The organism is Paraglaciecola psychrophila 170 (assembly GCF_000347635.1).
GTDB classification, from domain to species: domain Bacteria; phylum Pseudomonadota; class Gammaproteobacteria; order Enterobacterales; family Alteromonadaceae; genus Paraglaciecola; species Paraglaciecola psychrophila.
On sequence record NC_020514.1, the window covers coordinates 1,109,684 to 1,130,232 of the forward strand.

Annotated in this window: 18 protein-coding genes; 16 read left to right on the forward strand and 2 right to left on the reverse strand. The window is 41.0% G+C overall.

Annotated features, from left to right (window positions below; all coding sequences use genetic code 11):
- The first annotated feature begins 35 nt into the window (after nucleotides 1-35).
- The 9 genes from C427_RS04840 to C427_RS04880 all read left to right on the forward strand — a co-directional run bounded on the left by C427_RS04840 (nucleotide 36) and on the right by C427_RS04880 (nucleotide 9,059).
- Complete coding sequence (locus tag C427_RS04840; RefSeq protein ID WP_007636938.1) at nucleotides 36-650, forward strand: cold shock and DUF1294 domain-containing protein; 615 nt, start codon at nucleotides 36-38, stop codon at nucleotides 648-650.
- 156 nt (nucleotides 651-806) lie between these two features.
- Nucleotides 807-1,208, forward strand: coding sequence for a hypothetical protein (locus C427_RS04845; RefSeq protein WP_007636939.1), 402 nt, complete (start codon nucleotides 807-809; stop codon nucleotides 1,206-1,208).
- Nucleotides 1,209-1,764: 556 nt separating this feature from the next.
- Nucleotides 1,765-3,273, forward strand: coding sequence for an Hsp70 family protein (locus C427_RS04850; protein ID WP_007636940.1), 1,509 nt, complete (start codon nucleotides 1,765-1,767; stop codon nucleotides 3,271-3,273).
- A gap of 362 nt (nucleotides 3,274-3,635) precedes the next feature.
- Entirely contained in the window at nucleotides 3,636-3,896 is a 261-nt protein-coding gene (locus tag C427_RS04855) for a hypothetical protein (protein ID WP_007636942.1), read from the forward strand.
- Nucleotides 3,860-4,618: an aminotransferase class I/II-fold pyridoxal phosphate-dependent enzyme gene (locus C427_RS04860; protein WP_236613766.1), complete on the forward strand. Its 759-nt coding sequence runs from the start codon at nucleotides 3,860-3,862 to the stop codon at nucleotides 4,616-4,618. Before C427_RS04855 ends, C427_RS04860 begins: the two co-directional genes overlap by 37 nt.
- Before the next feature lie 409 nt (nucleotides 4,619-5,027).
- Nucleotides 5,028-5,609 (forward strand): TetR/AcrR family transcriptional regulator, encoded by a 582-nt coding sequence (locus tag C427_RS04865; protein ID WP_007636945.1) that lies wholly within the window; start codon nucleotides 5,028-5,030, stop codon nucleotides 5,607-5,609.
- A 140-nt stretch (nucleotides 5,610-5,749) separates the two neighbouring features.
- Nucleotides 5,750-6,205 (forward strand): (2Fe-2S)-binding protein, encoded by a 456-nt coding sequence (locus C427_RS04870; protein WP_007636947.1) that lies wholly within the window; start codon nucleotides 5,750-5,752, stop codon nucleotides 6,203-6,205.
- 20 nt (nucleotides 6,206-6,225) lie between these two features.
- Nucleotides 6,226-8,421, forward strand: a complete 2,196-nt coding sequence (locus C427_RS04875) for a xanthine dehydrogenase family protein molybdopterin-binding subunit (protein WP_007636948.1) — start codon at nucleotides 6,226-6,228, stop codon at nucleotides 8,419-8,421.
- A gap of 278 nt (nucleotides 8,422-8,699) precedes the next feature.
- On the forward strand, nucleotides 8,700-9,059 hold the full coding sequence (locus C427_RS04880) for a DUF2750 domain-containing protein (RefSeq protein WP_007636949.1): 360 nt from the start codon (nucleotides 8,700-8,702) through the stop codon (nucleotides 9,057-9,059).
- Between the two features lie 44 nt (nucleotides 9,060-9,103).
- On the opposite strand, the gene C427_RS04885 is transcribed toward C427_RS04880, so the two are convergent.
- On the reverse strand, nucleotides 9,104-10,015 hold the full coding sequence (locus C427_RS04885) for a helix-turn-helix transcriptional regulator (RefSeq protein WP_226991104.1): 912 nt from the start codon (nucleotides 10,013-10,015) through the stop codon (nucleotides 9,104-9,106).
- A gap of 156 nt (nucleotides 10,016-10,171) precedes the next feature.
- Here C427_RS04885 and C427_RS04890 point away from each other — a divergent pair, with 156 nt between their 5' ends.
- The 6 genes from C427_RS04890 (at nucleotide 10,172) to C427_RS04910 (ending at nucleotide 17,019) form a co-directional block, all read left to right on the forward strand.
- Nucleotides 10,172-11,497 carry an MATE family efflux transporter gene (locus C427_RS04890; protein ID WP_236613741.1) on the forward strand — a complete coding sequence of 442 codons (1,326 nt, stop codon included), beginning with the start codon at nucleotides 10,172-10,174 and terminating at the stop codon, nucleotides 11,495-11,497.
- Nucleotides 11,498-11,724: 227 nt separating this feature from the next.
- Nucleotides 11,725-12,663: a glutathione S-transferase family protein gene (locus C427_RS04895; RefSeq protein ID WP_007636952.1), complete on the forward strand. Its 939-nt coding sequence runs from the start codon at nucleotides 11,725-11,727 to the stop codon at nucleotides 12,661-12,663.
- Nucleotides 12,664-12,726: 63 nt separating this feature from the next.
- Complete coding sequence (locus C427_RS04900; RefSeq protein ID WP_007636953.1) at nucleotides 12,727-13,632, forward strand: oxidoreductase; 906 nt, start codon at nucleotides 12,727-12,729, stop codon at nucleotides 13,630-13,632.
- Nucleotides 13,633-13,957: 325 nt separating this feature from the next.
- Nucleotides 13,958-14,413 (forward strand): sulfotransferase domain-containing protein, encoded by a 456-nt coding sequence (locus tag C427_RS28105; protein ID WP_015430497.1) that lies wholly within the window; start codon nucleotides 13,958-13,960, stop codon nucleotides 14,411-14,413.
- 13 nt (nucleotides 14,414-14,426) lie between these two features.
- A complete protein-coding gene (locus C427_RS28110; protein WP_269079241.1) occupies nucleotides 14,427-14,768 on the forward strand; it encodes a sulfotransferase domain-containing protein in 342 nt (113 codons plus the stop codon).
- Nucleotides 14,769-15,057: 289 nt separating this feature from the next.
- On the forward strand, nucleotides 15,058-17,019 hold the full coding sequence (locus C427_RS04910) for a S9 family peptidase (protein ID WP_226991105.1): 1,962 nt from the start codon (nucleotides 15,058-15,060) through the stop codon (nucleotides 17,017-17,019).
- 157 nt (nucleotides 17,020-17,176) lie between these two features.
- On the opposite strand, the gene C427_RS04915 is transcribed toward C427_RS04910, so the two are convergent.
- Nucleotides 17,177-17,704: a GNAT family N-acetyltransferase gene (locus C427_RS04915; protein ID WP_015430499.1), complete on the reverse strand. Its 528-nt coding sequence runs from the start codon at nucleotides 17,702-17,704 to the stop codon at nucleotides 17,177-17,179.
- Nucleotides 17,705-18,251: 547 nt separating this feature from the next.
- Between C427_RS04915 and katG the strand changes: the two genes are divergently transcribed.
- Complete coding sequence (gene katG, locus C427_RS04920) at nucleotides 18,252-20,519, forward strand: catalase/peroxidase HPI (protein ID WP_007636957.1); 2,268 nt, start codon at nucleotides 18,252-18,254, stop codon at nucleotides 20,517-20,519.
- Nucleotides 20,520-20,549: the final 30 nt, after the last annotated feature.

Sequence of the window (20,549 nt, forward strand, 5' to 3'; positions counted from 1 at the left end):
GCAGAATATATCCTAGATGTTAGGGAAGCGGTCGGTTGAGATACAAAGGAAAATTAATTAAATGGAATGTTGATAAGGCCTTTGGATTTATCCAGCCAAATGCTGGTGGTGCTGATATTTTTATTCATAAATCGGCATTATTTAATCGAAAACGTACTCCACAGATTAACGACATCATTACCTTCTCAATGAATAAAGGTAAAGATGGCAGATGTTGCGCAAGCGATGCGACTTTTTCAGGTGAAAAGCTAAAAAACTTTCAGTCAAAAAAGAACACTTCGCTCTCAGCGTTCTCATCATATCTATCATTGTTGTTTTTAGCAGCGATAACGGCGGCTTATTATGCCGGTCAATTCCCTCAAAAATTGTTACTGAGTTATTTTTGTCTGAGTATGATTACTTTCCTAGCGTATGCTTTTGATAAATCAAATGCTCGACACGGTGCATGGCGAGTTAAAGAAAGCAAATTGCACTTTTTTGCACTTATTGGAGGTTGGCCTGGTGCTGCTATAGCACAACCATTATTAAGGCATAAATCCCAGAAACGAGAGTTTCTGATGGTGTTTTGGTTTACTGTTATAATTAATATTAGTTTATTAATTTTTTTATATTTGTCGGCAAGTAGAAAATACTTGGATATCTTGTATTAAGCTGATTGCGCGAAGTTGTCTTTGATGCCATCGCTACTATCTGAGCTGTTTCTTATTCCTCATCATTATTCGCAAAGTTGACGTTACGAACTGGAAAGATTAACGTCTATACTCTACTCAAACTCAAGAATTAAACTTTATGTTAAAGGTATTAGCTTGACTGCCTCAATCCCAACTAAGTTTTTCGATATGTTGCCACTGCCGATTTTAGTTATAGAAAGTAGTGAAGAGACTCTTAATCATTCCACGGTTTATATAAATCCAAGCTTTATTAACATTATTGGTTGGAGTCTAGATGAAATACCGGATAAAGAGCATTGGTGGAAAACGGCATATCCAGATCCACAATATCAAAAAGTGGTTGAAAGGCTCTGGGAAGTTAGTGTGGAGTCTAAAGATTCGAACAACGATAACTTTGTTCTTCTAACCGTTAATATTATGACAAAGCATCATGGCGTTAAACGTTTTAAAGTGTATACAGAATTGGAAAGTGCCTTATCGAACGGATATTATGTGGTTGCATTTGAAGAAGTCGGTGATTCTAATTATCTTATTTAAATGTCATTTTTTTAAACTTCAACTCAGATTAAATTACTAACATTTGTTACTGTTCGAACGCGGACAATGACTATGTAAAGTAAAAGAAATTAGAAGTTATAACACTTCGAGACGTAATCTTTTCTTGTCTTGTTCAATGCTAATCGAATCCTTAATACTGACGTTAACGCTTTTTACCTCAATCAAGAATATTCAATCCAATCATTAATTTAACTTTATTTGGTTGAGCTTTCAGTTGTTCCTTCACAGTCAACTCTGACCAAAGCGTTAGCTTGCCATTTGTTGTATAGCTTCTTAATTTTTGTTCACTTTCTTATATTTGATTAGATTTCGACACTGCGGCATAACTGAAGTGAAGTAATCCCCCGCATTATTATCACTGTGTAAATATTATTCATTTATCTTGAGCAGGTATTGTGTTTTTTTTATCAAGAATGCTATTTTGTTTAGATTATATTTCTTTTTTTTGATTCCATTTATGCCAAATCATCTAATGAATTTAACGTTCATTTCCATTACAATTCTCGCCCTAATTTTTAGGTGACGAACGGCGGATATGGCAGCAATAGGTATAGATTATGGGACTTCGAATTCTGAGGTGGTGTATTTTGATGGTAAGCAACATCATTTTGTAAAACTCGATCCTAGTCTAGAAGCAGCAAATAAAATTCGATCTTCGGTCTTTATTTATTATAAAGACGAATTGCCGACACCTCCTATTCCCATGATTGAAGCGAAAATCGCGCAAATAAAGCGCGCTATTTCTGACAAAATTGATAAATCCAAAGAAGGTTATTACGATGCTTCAGAACCAAAAGAGCAGCGCATACACAGTGATAGAATAGATGAGTTGCGGGCGGAATTTCACGATGTTCCTGCTTTGCAAGAGCGCGCTATTGAGCTTTTATTGGAAAATATGACGGTGCAAGACTTACCTCTGAAACAGTTAGTTGAAACGGGTGAGTTTGCTTTTGGTGAAGAAGGGTTTAGACGTTATTTGAAAACACCTGAAAAAGGCCGGTTGATATACTCGCCTAAAAATTTTTTAGGCGCTAATTTAGTAGCAGGTCAACATCAGGCATTTGTTGGTTTGATCGCTAAACAGTTAGAGTTTTTCCGATTAAGTGCTGAGCAGCAATTAGGCCAGTCTGTGGACACTGCCGTGATTGGTCGCCCAGTGCGTTTTCATGGCACACGAGGGCAAGACGGTAACAACCAAGCCATAGATATTATGACCCAAGCGGCAAATATGGCAGGTTTTACTAAGGTCGACTTTCTTGAAGAGCCTATAGCTGCTGCTTACAAGATTGAACGTACCCTTGATAAACACACCAATGTACTTGTGGTGGATATTGGCGGCGGTACTACGGATATTTGCTGCATTAAGTTGTCACCAGAAAAACTAGCCAATGTTGATCGTCAACAAGATGTCATGTCGGTAACCGGCACTCGTTTGGGCGGCATGGAATGCGATAAAAACCTGATAATAAAATCTATTGCACCAACGATGGGGCAAGGTTTATTAATGTATAACGGCTTGCCGGTGCCACCTGCTTATTTTTCTGATATGTGTGCGGTCGACGACATTCCAAAGCTGAACCGTTTTTTCTCAGAAGAGTACTGGTTGGACATTGCGAATACCAAGTCTTTGGTGAAAGAGCCTAAGTTATTAGAGCGGTTGTTGGAAGTACAAGAAGAAAAACTCTCAGCAAGGCTAGTGAATTCATCGCGATTAGCCAAAGAACTGCTTTCCTCAAAGGATGAAATCATCCTACCATTACATTATATCGAAGAAAATTACGATGTTAAGCTGAACGTTGAGGAGCTTAAGCGTTCAATGCAATCTTGGCTAACTAGGGTGAAGGGGTTAGTGACCGAATGTTTAGAAAATAGCTCTGAACCACCAGAGATGTTATTTATCACTGGCGGCATGAGTTTGTCGCCTATCGTTAAAAAAGAGCTGTTGGACATGTTACCCGGTTTACCTCTTATGGAAGGTGACGCATTTAACTCTGTATGCGAAGGTTTGGGCATTCAAGCGGCAAAATTATCTAGTACCAATTAATCTTAACAATCAATGGCTAATCAACCCATTAACTTACTAGTGACAAACTAGGTAAAAGGGGTGTTTCGCCGGATGTTAATTAATTGATTTTCAGGTTTTATTGATCTTCAGCTAAGCCATTCTTATTTCCTAAATTCGGTTGAACTGTGTTGTTCCATCGAATACCCATTTACTAGCTAAAAATACAAAAATCATAACCAATAATTTGAGCTAACAAGCAGTCAATTAATAAACCCAAGTTTGACCATTTATGTTGTTTCTTTTTTGCGCCAACACAATTAAAGTTGCTGTAATTTAATAAAGGGATATACACAATGAATACTTTGGATATGCAACCTTCTCGTCGATAATTTATACAACAATTGGGTTTTGGAGCAGCTTGGTTAGGACTGGTCGCAAATACGTCCTTGGTATTTGCTAACAACACACCTATTTTACGCTTTCGCCAAAATGCTGCGCCACTGCAGTTGCATTTTAATGAAAACTCTCTTGGTATGTCGCCTAATGCCTATCAGCAGCAAAGTCTGCCATTGAACATTATGGTAACCGTTACCCAAGTGCATCTGTTAATGAATTCAGAGAAAAGCTGGCAGTTCATCATCATGTTAAGTCTGAACAGTTAATCTTTGGCAACGGTTCAACCGAAGTATTACAAGCCATTGCTACTTTTGCTGCCAGGCAAAACGCTACTATGATTGAGCCTTCAACTACATTTGGTGCACTAAAAGAGTATTGCAAAGCAGAAAACCTGAATGTTATTCAAGTCCCTGTTGGCCAAAACTTCGAAATGAATATCGCTGCCATGAAAAAACAGGCAATGGCACAAACTGGCTCAGTGTTGATCAATATCTGTGACCCTAATAACCCCACTGGAAACATTGTTGATTTTACTACCATGTTTGATTGGATAAACAATGCGCCAGAGACTCATTTATTTTTGCTCGACGAAGCCTATTTTGATTATGCTCAAGCCAACCCTCGGTATAAAAGTGGATTAGATTTAATTAACCAAGGCAAAGACAATGTAGTCATCAGCCGAACTTTTTCTAAAGTACATGGTATGGCTGGTATGCGGTTGGGTTATGGTATTGCTACTGTAAACACAGCTAATAAAATCAAGCCTTTTGCCGCAGGGTTTAACCTAAGCGCAGCGGGAATAGCTGCTGCATCTGCAGCACTTGATGACAAGTCATTCTATAAAAAAAGCATTGAATACAATCAGTTATCTAGAAAAATATTAGTCGCTACCCTGAATGAACTGGAATTAGAGTCTGTCCCCAGTGATACCAATTTTGTTTTACATATAATAGGTACTCCATTGGCTGATTACGCCAAACATATGTAGCAAAACGGTATACGTGTAGGCAGAAAAATGACCCTAGATGATCGCTGGAATCGTATATCCTTGGGTACGCCTGATGAAATGAAGATATTTACTCAAACCTTAAAGGCGTTCAGACAAAAAGGTTGGGTTTAGTAGCACTCTTATTCCGGAATTAGGATACACCTTCTTTTCCACCTAAAATATATGCAGTCTATTGACATCGCTTGATGGGTTCGTTGAGCATAAAAAGTTTTGGTGATTTATGGCTGTTGCAATTATCTTTATGTTGGATACCGACGGGAATTAACAATAAAATGCAATTCTCGATTAGTGCTTTTTACTTTTTTAATGATATTGACTAGTCAGTCATTTATGTATAATGTTTGTTCGTCCTTGTCAGTCTTTTCAAAACTGAGTTTTAGAGTAGCCGTTGGTTAATAACATCAATAATATAAAAAATAAAAACATTCTTGAGGCGGCAATCAAGTTGTTGTCCGTTCACGGAACATCGGTTCCTACAGCCAAAATTGCGCAACACGCAGCGGTTTCAAATGGCACATTATTTAATTATTACCCAACCAAACAAGCGTTGTTAGACGGTGTTTATCTGTCGATTAAAAAAGAGATTTCAACCCATGTGTTCAACCAGGTTGCTAAGGAAACCAAACATATCAAAGATTTGATTTTGTTGCTGTGGCAGCAATTTATCTCTTGGGCTATGGCTAATCCGTTAAAACAACAAGTAGCCAGTTTACTCAGGTCTTCCTTAGCGATTTCTGATGAGGTTAGAGCATTAGTTGATGATATTTTTAGATTCATTAATATCAAACTGAAAGAAGCACAAAATAATCAAATTATTAGCGATATGCCGACTGAATTTCTGTGCGAAATTGCCGTTGCTCAAATGCAGGCAACGATACAGCACGCCAGAGTCAATGATTTTAGTCAACAACAGCTGAGCCAGCTAGTTCAGCAAAGTTTTGAAGTATATTGGAACGGTATTAAAACCTAACAACCTCTTTATTGGGTAAACATATCTGCGTAGGTATTTATCCCAGCTAAGTTACCAGGCAATGTATGCGCTTGATACAGCACGAATGAGACAGTATGAAGATAGGTTGTTTTTAATAATATTTTAAACAAAGGTAAAACATGATTGAACTCAAAGTTAATGACCAGATTCAAATAGTTGATGTAGAAGCTGATACTCCGCTCTTATGGGTTATCCGCGAGCAGCTTAACCTTGTTGGCACTAAGTTTGGCTGTGGTATGGCGCAATGTGGAGCCTGTACTGTGCATCTAAATGGTCAACCTATCCGCTCGTGTGTTACGCCTGTATCCGCGGTAGCGGGGCAAGCCATTACCACTATCGAAGGTATCGCAGATGACAGCGGTAAGCTAAGCAAAGTACAACAAGCATGGATTGATGAACAAGTACCTCAATGTGGTTATTGTCAGTCAGGCCAAATTATGTCTGCTGTTGCGTTGCTAGAAAGCAATCCTAACCCTTCTGATAGTGATATTGACGCCGCTATGCGCGGTAATGTGTGCCGATGCGGTATGTATGGCCGCATCAAACAAGCAATTAAGAACGCTGCGTCGGTTTAACAATTTCAAGGGGAAACAATATGAGTAAATTGACGCGAAGAGCTTTTTTGACTGCCGGCCTTATTGTTGGCGGTGGACTGATTGTGGGGGTGGCGATCCGTCCGGGTCATCGTACACCTAAGTTAGCGAAATTTATGCAACATGATGAGGAAGTACTGGTCAACGCGTGGGTTAAATTACTCCCAGACAACAGTGTCACAGTCATTGTATCCCACGCAGAAATGGGACAGGGAGCGCAATCAGCGCTCGCCATAATGTTAGCTGATGAAATGGACGTAGACTGGGACTCAGTCACAATAGAAGAAGCGCCAGCTCATGATGAATATGCTAACTTTCATATGGCCAGAGAGTTTTTGTTACCCGGGGAAATGCCCGGTATTGTTAATCAAACCCTTAACGGTGTGTTCCTGACGATCTCTAAATCAATCGCGTTGCAAGTCACTGGTGGCAGTTTTTCTATAAGATCAACCGGTGAACGCGGTATGCGGGTGGCTGGTGCTGCAGCAAGAGAATTGTTGGTGCAAGCGGCGGCGCAAGAATGGCAAGTTGCAGCAACTGAAATTAGAACCCAAAAAAGTGTTTTGTATCACGATGCAACTAATCGCAAAGCCCCTTATATAGAGTTTGCCAAAACAGCTGCAAAGCAACAAGGTCCTGAATTCCCAACCTTGAAAACTCCTGAGCAATTTACCCTTATGGGCAATGAAGAAATTCAGCGTCTGGATATACCTGAAAAAGTGAATGGCACTGCTAAATTCGGAATTGATGTGGTGTTGCCAGGCATGAAATACGCAACGGTTAAAACGTCTCCTGTGTTTGGCAGCAAAGTTGAGTCAATCGATTCATCCGCGGCTGAAAAAATGAAAGGCGTGATCAAAGTGGTTAACCTTGTCGATGGCGTAGGTGTTATTGCGGATAGTTATTGGCAAGCCAAAAAAGCTATCGCAGCAGTCACCGTGACTTATTCTGCTAGTGAATGGGATAACACCAGTTCTGACACCATCATGGCGCAATTTCGAACAGACATGGATAAAGCGGTCACCAACGGCGATGAAGAAACTGATTTCTCTGAGGGTAATGCCCGTAACGTTATCGAGTCAGCCGCAAACGTCATCACCGCTGAATATAGCGTACCTTATTTAGCGCACATCACCATGGAGCCGATGAATAGCACTGCTTTGGTTAAAGATGGCAAAACTGAAGTGTGGGGTGGCACGCAAAACCCATTAGGTATCAGAGCTGCGATAGCAGAATATTTGGACACGGATGCTGAAAATGTGGTGGTCAACAATGTATACCTTGGTGGTGGATTTGGACGCAGAGCCATGACAGATTACCCTATTCAGGCGGTAAAGCTGGCGAATGCCTTGCCCGGGGTACCGGTCAAAATGATTTGGTCCCGCGAGGAAGATGTGCAACATGACTTTTATCGTCCTGCTATTGTCAGCCGGTTTAAGGCTGCGTTAGGAGATTCCGGTTTGCCCACCGCATGGGAAAATCAATATGTTGATAAACATGAACCTAAAGAAGCGCCTTATATTCCTTATCAGGTGGATAATCAATTTGTACATTATATTGAAAGCCCAACTCATATACCTTTTGGTCCTTGGCGAAGTGTTGATCATTCTCAGCATGCGTTTTTCACCGAATCCTTCATTGATGAACTCGCTCATGCAGCAGGCCAAGATCCGTTTCAATATCGACGGACATTGTTACAATCAGAGCCACGTTATCTGAAAGTACTTGATGCAGTTGCAAATATGTCAGACTGGGACCGTCCTTTACCGCAAGGATGGGGAAGGGGAATCGCGATTCATGGCTCATTTAATAGTATTGTTGCCGAAGTGGTCGAAGTCGACATGTCTAGCGGCTCACTGAGAGTTGATAAAGTTTTTTGTGTCGCCGATGCAGGTTTTGCTTATTGCCCTAATGCATTTAGAGCACAAATGGAAAGTGGTATTATTTTTGGTTTGTCCGCCGCCTTGCATGAAGAAATCATCATTAAAAATGGTGCTGTGATGCAAAGTAATCTGCACGATTACAAAATGGTGAGAATGGATACTGCGCCAGATATTTATGTTGAAATTATCAACAGTGGCGAAAGAACCGGTGGTGCCGGTGAGCCCGGTACTCCGCCAATTGCGCCAGCATTAACCAACGCCATTTTCGCAGCAACGGGAAGTCGAATTCGAGATCTACCCGTGAAAATAGTCTAAACAAAGGGCGCTTATAAAGTGACTTAGAAATTAAATAACAATATAAGCACTTATTTTGCCACAGCTTGATCAGCTAAGTTAAATGCAAACTGATCACGCTGGCCTCTGGGGCAAAACAGAAGTCAAAATGTAGATTTCATTTCCAATAGTTCTATTCATTAGAACCCAATCAGTCCATTACCCGCCTTGCTTGTGAACAATCCTAAGTTTAGCGTTGTTCGCAGCTTACTAACTCAGTATGATTAACCTTAAATATACCCAGATAAGATACACTTACCATGACCGATACCAATCCCCCGTCAGCTGATTTTATGGCTCAAGTACAAGCCACTCAAACATTATGGGCGCTGCAAGACCAAGCTAGCGAAGGTTGGGTGGTTCTGGATTCAATTAATTTTGAAAATGCAGACGTGATGCCAGTATGGTCAAGCATTGAATTAGCCAAAAGCCACTGTGTCGACGAATGGAAAGATTACGTGCCTATGTCTATTTCCTTAGCGGACTGGTTAGAATTTTGGGTAGAAGATTTAGCCGAAGACAATGTGCTGATAGGTGTGGAATGGCGTGACGGCGGCGAATACATTGAGTTAGAACTCGTGGAATTTAGCCAGATGGTCGCTAAGCTAGAAACTTTATAACGAGTGAATTTGAATAGGTAATTGGCAGCACCGCGCTGTTGATTTTAATTCCCATCTTCATGATTACGCCATCGCCCAGGACTAAGTTGGTAGAGCTGTTTAAAGCGGTGGGCGAAGCTGGCACTGTCGGCATACCCAACTGTATCGGCTATTTGCTCTAGGCTATAGTTGGTATAACGTAGTAAATAGCAGGCATACCCCATACGCGCTTGTGTAATTAATTTCATCGGCGTCTTGCCTGTTTCTTTTTTACATAGCCGATAAAATTGTGGCTCTGACATGTGAAGTTCAGCTGCGAGAGAGCTCACAGTCCATGGCAACTTCAACTGCTTAGTAACGTTGCGTATCAGTGCTTGAAAACGTAGTTGTTGAGCACTTTGTGTGGGGGTCTTTTTTAGCGTCTGTTCAATCTGATAAAGTAGCACTTCGATGAGTCTTAGCTGAATGTCAGGCTGATAACGGCCATCGTTGTGATCAAAATCCCTAATCAATGACATGGTTTGATACAACAACGATGTATTATCACTGTGCCAAACGCCTGCCTTAAGTTGATGAATAAACCGATATTCTGGACAGTCATGTAACAGTAGCCAGCACATATCCCAATGTTCAGCATCAAGCTCATACAGAAAAGGTGTCCCTGCTGGGATTAGCAAAATAGTATTGGGGAGAATAGACTGGCAGCCAGAGTCTAAAGTGATTTTACCTGCACCTGAATTCGTAGAAATTAAGTAATGGACATGAACGGAGTCATTTTGCTTACCATTAAAATACTCACCTTTACCGGTTTTACCGATCTGATAGGCATTGCTTAAGTGTGATAAGCCTGCACAGGCAATGAAGGATTTTCCGTTACCAGGAAGTGATTCAAAGTTAAGAAAATATTCTTTACAACTCGGATCAATATTAAGAATTTCACGCCACATGATGTCTATACTAATGATAGTTTTAGACATGATACATGATATTCGTAATGATGTTTATTTTCACGCACTCTTATAAAATACACCTAACTACTCTTTATTTGCCTTTGCACAATATTTTATATCCATATGCTAAATAACAATACATCAACACTTCGGCAAAGCCTCAAACTTGCCTGGCCTATTTCGTTGCAAAGTATTCTAGTGACTATGCTGGGAATGAGCGACATTATGATGGTGGGGCATCTGGGCGACACAGCCGTAGCTTCTGTTGGATTAGGCAATCGGATTCAGTTTGTTGTGTTGATCATTTTGTCTGGTTTGGCTACTGGCGTAGGTGTGTTGTCAGCGCAGTATTTCGGCGCAGGGAAAAGCGCCCGTATTAGCCCTGTTATTATAAAAACTCTGGCTATTGGTGCTGGGGTTTTATTGCCTGTGGTATTGCTGACTTTTGCTTTTGGTGATCTTATTGTGGGGCTTGGCACCACTGATCAAGTCATTATTAATACAGGCAAAGCCTATCTGTGGGTCACTATGCCCAGTTTAGCATTTGTTGTAGTGGTGATGGTTTTTGAGAATGCCTTGCGCGGGCTCGGCCAGGTTAAGTTTTCGATGGCCCTTGGCATGATTGCGATTGTTATTAATATTGCTCTGAACTATTGGTTAATTAACGGCGGGGTAGGTGTTGATGCAATGGGCGTGGCAGGTGCTGCTTGGGCAACCTTTATTGCCAGAGGCATTCATGCAGCACTGATTGTATTCTGGCTGTATAAAAGAAAACATGTTGTTTTTCCTAATCGCTCAATTGGCAATGAGTTTTATGACAAAGGGCAGTGGGTTTATTTAATCAAATTAGTATGGCCGATGATGTTGAGCTTTGGTGTGTGGTCATTGGGAACATTTGTTTATCAGCTTATATATGGCCGTATTGGCACCCAAGAACTTGCCGTTATGAGTCTGATGGCACCACTTGAAGGTTTATTAATCGCTTTCTTCTTTGGTTTTGCTTCTGCCTGTTCGATTATGGTGGGGCAGCGACTGGGGCAAGACGCATTCAGTTCTGCTTGGTCTGTGGCCAGAGGTTTTGCTATTAGTGCACCTATCGTTACCTTTTTCTTAGGGCTGTTGATGTGGAGTCTGGAATCCTTTGTGTTCATGCCCTATGACAACTTGGATGAGGATACCCTTGCTGTTGCCCATGATATGTTTATGCTGATCACGTTCGGCACCTGTATCAAAGTATTTAACATGACAGCTTCTATGGGTATTTTGCGAGCCGGAGGCGACAACAAACATTGTCTACTCATAGACTTTTCTGGAATGTGGATCATAGGTATTCCGCTAACCTTTACTGCTGCATTTTATTTTGGCTTACCAATTTATTCGGTGGTGTTGATTACCTATTCAGAGGAGGTGGTTAAATCGGTATTGTTTGTGTATCGCTTAAAAGCAAAGTATTGGCTACGAAATTTAACTGTGGATATAACATCTGCGGCTTCTAACCAGTCAAATTAGTCGCCAGCCTGTTCTATTTGTGCGCAGTAAAAAGCCAATCATTTGGGTTTGATTAAAAGACTCTTATAAATGCTGCGCTCACCCCTTTCCCCTTAGCCCTCACTATTGCCTGTATCAATAATTCATTATTCAATGTTTGAATGAGTCTTCACTAAAGGCTCACGCTATAGTAAACCACAAACTTAGGCTTGAACTATTCGTCAGAATATTCAGAAAGGATACCGTTGATGCATGATTTTATTTTACACCACTATGACTTCTCTCCCTTCTCAGAAAAAATCCGCACGCTTTTAGGACATAAAAATGCTGACTATAAAGTTGTCAACATTCCGATAATCATGCCTAAGCCTGATCTTGTGGTACTGACGGGGGGGTATCGTAAAACCCCTGTGCTGCAACATAAGAATCACATCTATTGTGATACTCGCCTGATGGCGAGAGTCATTGACGAACACTTTGGTGGCGAGAGTATTTTTCCATCAGAACTATCACTCACTGCTAATATCTTAGCTCAGTGGGCTGACCAACACTTGTTTAGTGTTGCTGTGGCGCTGGCGTTTTCTCCGGCAGGGTTTGAAGCGTTTCGTCAACGTGTACCCGAAAAATTTGTCGAAGACTTTGTCAACGATCGAGCAGAAATGCGTGTGGGTGGCAGCGGTTTATCCATGGATGCCAATACCGCGTTGCAGCTCATACCCATTTACCTGCAACAGACGGAACAACAGCTTAAAAATGCTGGCCCCTATATTTGTGGCAAACACATTAGCATTGCAGATTTTTCAATTTATCACTGCCTTTGGTTCATCAATAACAACGCAGGCGTTCGTGGGGTATTAGAAGGTTACCCAAAACTTAATCAGTGGTTTGAAACCATGAAGGCGATTGGTCACGGTTCACACACTCGTCTCGATGCAACCGCTGCCATTGAAATTGCACATTTGGCTCAGAAAGCATCGTTTTCGAACGATGATTTTCTAGTGGTGAACGGTTTTGGGTTTGGTGAGCGCGTCGAAATTGTGCCTACTGACTACGGCATTAACCCCGTTACTGGGGAATTGATAGTGTCTAAGATCGATGAAATTGCGATTAAACGAGTCGATGAAATAGCCGGCGAGGTTTATGTTCACTTCCCCAGAGTTGGCTATAAAATGGTTACCGCAAAATAGAGCGATGTATTGGCCAAAAGATATCGAGCTCTAATTCACACAAGACTTTTTGGGGATATAAATATGGCAGGTTTTACAGCAGCTGACGTGCCTGATCAAACAGGAAAAACTATCGTTGTTACCGGTGCGAATACTGGTTTAGGATTTGAAACAGCGAAAACCTTAGCGGGCAAAGGCGCCCGAGTATTACTCGGTTGTCGTTCTCTGTCGAAGGCGCAAGCGGCCAAAGACAAGATACTTGCTGTATTTCCTCAAGCAGACGTTGTTATTGTCGAATTGGATTTAGGTAGTTTGGTGTCTATTCAAAAAGCGGCGCAGCAAATTAACCAAGAACCTCGCTTGGATGTATTGATCAACAACGCAGGCATTATGGTGCCACCATTGGAGTACACACAAGATGGTTTTGAATCACAGTTTGGTGTTAATCATTTAGGTCCCTTTGCATTAACGTCATTATTATTGGATAGAATCCGTGCCACAGCCAATGCTAGGATTGTCAGTACCGCCAGTATTGCCCACAGAAAAGGGAGAATTAATTTTGACGATATTAATGCCAAAAAATATTACAGTGCATGGACCCGTTATGCCCAGAGCAAAATTGCAAATTTGTATTTTGGCTATGAGCTACAACGCCGTTTAAGCGCTATAGGTGATAACACTATTTCAGTTGTGGCTCATCCTGGTGTTGCCGATACAGAATTGCCTCGATACATCCCTAAACCTTTTATGTTGCTCATGCCTGTTTTAAAACTGTTCTTTAATTCGGCTGAGCAAGGTGCTTGGCCAACCTTGTGTGCCGCCACTATGGCGGGTGTAAAAGGGGGAGAATACTACGGACCTTCGAAACGAGGTGAAATTGCGGGGCCGGCGATCAAAGTCAGGTCGAATCGACGCAGTCATCATGAGTCGATTGCAAAAAAGCTATGGGACTTGTCTATTGTGATGACTGGCGTTGATCCAAAGTTATAAGGTTTATATGCAGTTGAGATCATCAAATTAGTAGAGCACTTAAGAACTGTAAAACCCACTTCACAGCGAATATAATCATGCTAACGGTATATTTTTATATTTGAATTTATTTTATAGTTATCTTCAAACATTGAGTGAAACACGATGTTATCTTATAAAACACTCTAAATCTCAATATGACAAGAGCAACGATAACATGGCGAATTTACCAATAAAAACCAAAGAAATGCATAGTCATCACTTTGACTCAACTATTTGGAATGATTTCAAATTTCGCAATGACGATATTGTTATTTCCACGTATGCCAAAGCTGGCACAACTTAGATGCAAATAATAATTGCTCAATTATTATTTGGTGGGGATCCCACCCTTGAAGTGGCCGAAATGTCGCCTTGGATGGATCTTCGATTGCCGCCCAAAGAGATGAAGCTTCAGTTGGTTGAAGCTCAGACTCACAGGCGTTTTCTAAAAACTCATTTGCCTGTTGATGCGTTGTGTTTTTCCGATAAAGCAAAATATATCTATATCGGTAGGGATGCCAGAGACGTAATTTGGAGTTTGTATAATCACCATGCTAACGCTAATCAAATGTGGTACGACGCTGTTTACAAAACACCTGGATTAGTTGGGCCCGAAATCGGAAGACCCACTGAAGACATAAAAGAATATTGGAATGAGTGGTGCCAAAAGGTGGTTTTCCATTTTGGCCATTTTGGGAAAATGTTAAAAGCTGGTGGGAAATTCGTGACCTACCAATGTAATGTTCATACATTTTTCTGATCTTAAAAAAGATATGCCAAATGAAATTCGTAAGATTGCCGCTTTTCTAGAGATTAATATTAACGATCAGGATTGGCCCAAAATTCTAGAATATTCTTCTTTTCAATGGATGAAACAAAACGCTACTAAATCTGTGCCTCTTGGTGGTGCGTTTTGGGATGAAGGTGCGAAAGTCTTCATCAACAAAGGCGTTAATGGCCGTTGGGCTGATACATTAAGTGATGCAGATTGCTCAGAGTATGAAAAGAGTGCCGAGCTGGAATTAGGTGAAGAATGTGCAGACTGGCTTAAGTCAGGCCATCAGTGGTTTGGCAACAAGCAAATATTGTACGTCATTAATTTGAAGCGGATATAATTTTGGTTCTAAATTGAACTGTAATGTGTTGTCTTTTATAGCTGAAGTATATAGAAATAGATCCGAAAACAGCGGTAAGCCACTAAAAAAAAGTTTGGTTTTGCCTGTAGAGAATTTTAATGACTTCACTCATTATTAACATGGATTTCCTATTTTGGGTTATTGGGACAGGATAGACAGGAGCATGCTTAGCCTCTAAACTCCCAGTCAAGCAGTGCGATGAATGAAAGGTCTTAGAATGAATATAAAAATAATAATAATTTCAATAATATTGGTAGCAGCAGCTTATATGATAGTTAAATCGACAAATCAGTCCCCAGTTTCTGGACCCACAAATCACACCACGGCGGCATTCGGCGCTTGGGAGTCACCGGTCACAGCGGCCAGTATTTTTGAGGCCGCAGATAGCGTTTCTTATCTTACAACTGAAAACGACCAAGTGTATTTTATTGAGTCAAAGGCCGCCGCAGACGGTAAAAATATCCTTTTCAAATTAGACTCTAATAACGATGGCGTACAATTAAGTTCTGATCAAAGCAGTGTCCGATCCCGTGTTCACGAATATGGCGGTCGTCCTTACTTAGTTGATGGAGAAGATATTTATTATTCTCAATTCAAGGATCAGAAAATTTACCGTATCTCAGAGGGGGTTGAACCCCAAGCCATTACTGACGACAAATTGCGTTATATGGATTGCATTGCCGATAAGAAAAATAACCGTCTTATATGTGTCAGAGAGGATCACCGAGGCATTGCAGAACCCGAAAACACCCTTGTGGCTGTCAGTATAGGCGATAGCAGCGAAGACGAAATATTATTTGCAGGCTCAGACTTTGTTAGTTCTCCAAGTTTATCCCCTGATGGTAATTCAGTGGCATTTATTACTTGGTCTCACCCGAATATGCCTTGGGATGATACTCAATTACGAATTTTGAAGTTTGCTAGCGATGGTTCGGTAAAAACTGTCATTGATGTGCCACAAAATGGCAATGTTGCGATAAAGAATCCTGAATATGCTAAGGATGGTTTGCTTTATTTCGTCGCTGATTTTGACAACTGGTGGACACTTTATCGCTTTGACGTTTCAGTTGCACAAAATAAAGTCCCTGAAAAAGTATTAGATAAGCAAATTGAAGTTAGAAGTTATGCTATTGAAAACGACACTAGCGCAATTATCGCCTATTCAAAAGAGGGGGAAGATCATCTCGCTCGAGTTAACTTAAGTACCGGCGAAATGGAAAATATTGGGCACGCTTTTTCTTCGGTAGGTTCAATTTCTGTAACCAGTGACGCCGCATATTTCATTGCGTCTACGCCTTATTCTGACAACGCCATCTATCACTTAAAAGGTAATGTTTATCAGAAAGTTTATCAGCCTAGTAGCCCAGAGATAGATAAAGACTTTCTTTCTGTTCCTCAACCTATTGTATTTCCAACTGGTGTCAATGAAACCGCCTATGGTTTTTATTATCCTCCCAAGAACCACCACTTTATTGGGCCAAAGGGTACTTTGCCACCGTTAATAGTAAAAGTTCATGGGGGACCTGTTGGAGCAACTAATTCAAGTCTAAATCCGAGTATTCAATTTTGGACCAGTCGCGGATTTGCTGTTTTTGATGTAAATCACCGAGGTAGTACCGGTTATGGAAGAATGTTCAGAAAGAAGCTCTATCCTAATTGGGGAATTGTAGATGTTGAAGACGCGTCAAATGGGGTGAAATGGCTAGCGTCCCAAGATTTTATTGATGCTGATAAAGTGGCCATTCGAGGAGGCAGCGCTGGTGGTTACACAACGCTCGCAGCCATGGCGTTTCAAAATGTTTTTAAGGCCGGTACCAGCTACTTCGGGATCAGCGACTTAGAGATTTTGGCACGGGATACTCATAAGTTTGAATCTCGATATCTTGACCAACTTATTGGCCCTTATCCGGAGATGAAAAGTGTTTACGATCAACGCTCTCCGATTAACAGCGTCGAAAACATTACGGCACCGTTACTTTTGCTGCAGGGACTGGATGATAAAGTCGTGCCACCGAATCAATCTGAAATGATATTTAACGCATTAAAAGACAATTGTGTTGCTACTGCATATATTAGCTTCGAAGGGGAAGGCCATGGCTTTAGGAAACCTGCTAACAATATTAAAGCACTTAATTCAGAGTTGAGCTTTTATGGTCAGGTTTTTGGTTTCGTTCCCGCTGGGGGAATTGAACCGGTGCAGTTAGTCACATGCAATAACGAAAGTGACTAAATTTGGGTAGATATATCTACTCAACCTAGATTGCTCTTGGCGTTTCCTGCACATATTTTAAAGATATATGTGTCGCGCGCTGAGGGCTACATTGAGTATTTTGACAGCACCATTTTCTTTCATTTTGGAGCCTCTTAGGCTGCTTTAATTTCCGGTTTTATCCCTCATGTTGAGGTGGCTTGGGTAAAGTTATGCTATTCAAAATTACATCTGTCTGCCAAGAAAGATCAAGCCAGCAGCAAACGCCAATTAAATTGCTTCTTAGATTCACTGGCTTTTTTAAACCCATTTTTTCAAGAATAATATATGACGCGATATTGGTTTTTTCTGTCGAAGCGATTATTGCCTTAACCTTTTCTTGCTTTGCGGCCCAATTAAGCATGCCTTGAACGGCTTCTGTCATATACCCTTTTCCCTGGTGCTGATTATATGTTCCGCAGCCAATTTCATTTTCCCCTTGTTCATTAGGCTCCCCTTGAAAACAAACATTAGCTACTGATCTATTCTCGTTCTTATTAATGACTGTCCATAAAGTAGAAAATAGGTAGTTATTATTCTCGTTTTTCAAGCTCGGCATTATAGACTGCTGTAGCGCTTCTTTTAATAATTCTGAAAGCACCATTGATGAATCATTGAGTTTTAATTCAGTTTCTAGAGATTGATCGTTTTTAATGAATTTCAGCATGTGCTGATTGGTATTAAAGGTTTTAAAATTAATCTACGGGTTTCTATCACGTTAACTATCCATTACCTTAGGCTTAGTATTAATGAGTAAACTCATACCAAGCACATTTGGTGCAGGCGGTGTCTGCTGAAGATCCTTTACTGAATCAGTATCCAATTACTACAGATTAGAACCGCATCACTAGGCAATAACCTAGTATCAACATTATTAAGCTCGATGTTTAACAACTGACAACGTTATTTCATCGCCTTCAAAGAAGAGTCCCAAGACATGCTTAATGTTACACGTTTAATTTCATATCAGCTAAATATCGAGTTTTACGATTAACCAAATCGTTTTTATTCAAATCACATCTTTCATCTTGTCAACTAAACTACGCTAGAACTTTAACTCTCTGGCCTAATTCCTAATTGTTTTATTTGGGGAGAATAAGTCATGAAAATCCACGTCTTCTGTATATGAGTTTGTGCTTACAGTGGATACGGGGATTAACTGAATCATCTAAATAATAGACGATTCACTACGATCTAGTATGGAGTAACAAAAAATGAATAAACAACATGTATTCTTAAAATCAACCATAGCTGGCTTGGTCAGTATAGTTTTAATGACAGGCAGTGCTGTTGCTGAAACTGCTGAAATGACTAAACCTAAAGGTGCTGTGGGAACAGGAAATGTTAAAGAAGGTCAGCCAAAATCCAATCAATTTTGGTGGCCAGATCTACTAGATTTATCTGCTCTTAGAAATCAGGATGCTAAGTCGAATCCTTATGGCGCTGAGTTTGATTATGCCAAGGCATTTAGTAAGCTTGATTTAGACGCAGCAAAAAAAGATATAGATACTTTACTTACCACGTCACAAGACTGGTGGCCCTCTGATTATGGTAATTACGGGCCATTTTTTATTCGTATGACCTGGCATAGTGCAGGTACCTACCGCACCTTGGATGGTCGTGGTGGTGCCGGTGGTGCTCAGCAACGATTTGAGCCACTGAACAGCTGGCCAGATAACGGCAACCTAGACAAAGCAAGACGTCTTTTATGGCCCATCAAGCAAAAATATGGTGAAGCACTTTCATGGTCTGATTTGATCGTACTGGCGGGTAATGTTGCCCTAGATAATATGGGCTTTCAAACCTATGGTTTTGCTGGTGGCCGCGCCGATGACTGGGAGCCTGATTTAGTTTATTGGGGGCCAGAAATAGAAATGCTTGCCAGTGATCGTGAAGATCGAGACGGTAAATTACAGCGGCCATTGGGTGCCACACATATGGGCTTGATTTATGTGAACCCAGAAGGTCCAAAAGGTGTACCTGACCCAATAGGATCGGCTAAAAATATCCGTACGACATTTGCGCGTATGGCTATGAATGATGAAGAAACATTGGCACTTATTGCCGGGGGTCATACATTCGGGAAAATGCACGGTGCACGTAAACCTGCTGAATGTTTAGGGCCGGAGCCAGCAGCAGCAGGCGTCGAAGAACAAGGTTTTGGTTGGAAAAATAAATGTGGTAAGGGACATTCAGAAGATACGACTACCAGTGGACTGGAAGGTGCATGGACCCAAGCTCCCACACGTTGGACATCTTTGTATCTAAGTAATTTGTTGAACTTTGAATGGAAACAAACTCGCAGCCCTGCCGGTGCCATTCAGTGGATACCCACTGATGCGTCTATGCAAAACGTGGTACCTGATGCACATATTAAAGGAAAATTTCACGCACCTGTTATGACTACCGCTGATTTGGCGTTGAAGTTTGACCCAGAGTACAAAAAAATTGCTGAGAGGTTTTTAGCAGATCCTGAAGAGTATCGCTTAGCTTTTGCAAAAGCGTGGTACAAACTCACTCACAGAGATATGGGACCACCACGTAATTTTCTTGGTAAAGACGTGCCAAAAGATATTCATATTTGGCAAGATCCTATATCACCAGATAGCCAATCAAATATTGATGCTGACGCTGTGAAAGAGCTTAAAGCTAAGATCTTGGATTCGGGACTGACAACCGCAGAACTAGTTCGCGTGGCGTGGGCTTCTGCCGCAAGTTATCGTGACTCAGATATGCGTGGTGGTGCTAATGGAGCGCGGATCGCTCTTGTTCCACAAAAGGATTGGGAAGTGAATAATCCGGCTGAAGTGGCAAAAGTATTGAAAGTCTTAAAAGACATTCAAGATGATGCCTCTAGTGGTTTGTTTAACAGTGACAAAGTGTCGTTAGCTGATTTGATTGTATTGGGCGGTGCTGCTTCTATCGAGAAAGCAGCAAAAGATGCAGGGTTTGATGTGACTGTGCCTTTTACTCCGGGTAGAGGTGATGCGACCCAAGCACAAACTGATGAGAACGCATTTAGTTTACTTGAGCTAAGTTCAGATGGTTTTCGTAACTACTTTAAGTCTTCAGATAGCTACAAATCACCCACAGAAATGTTGGTTGATAAAGCTGATCAGTTAAATTTAACTGTTCCAGAAATGACAGTGTTAGTGGGTGGGTTACGAGTCTTGAACGCTAATTATAGTCAAGCTGCACATGGTGTGTTGACAGATAAACCTGGCACATTGAGTAATGACTTTTTTGTTAACTTGTTGGATATGTCAACCATGTGGAAAAAAGCCAAAACTGATGGTGTATATGACGGTGTAGACCGCAAGACAGGACAAGCTAAATGGACTGCTACCTCTGTGGATTTAATCTTTGGGTCTAGCTCAGAACTACGAGCAGTAGCTGAGGTGTATGCTTATGATACGTCTAAACAAAAATTTGTAGACGATTTTGTTAGGGCATGGGCTAAAGTGATGAATTTAGACCGATAATATAAATCATTATTAATAATGAGCTGCGGT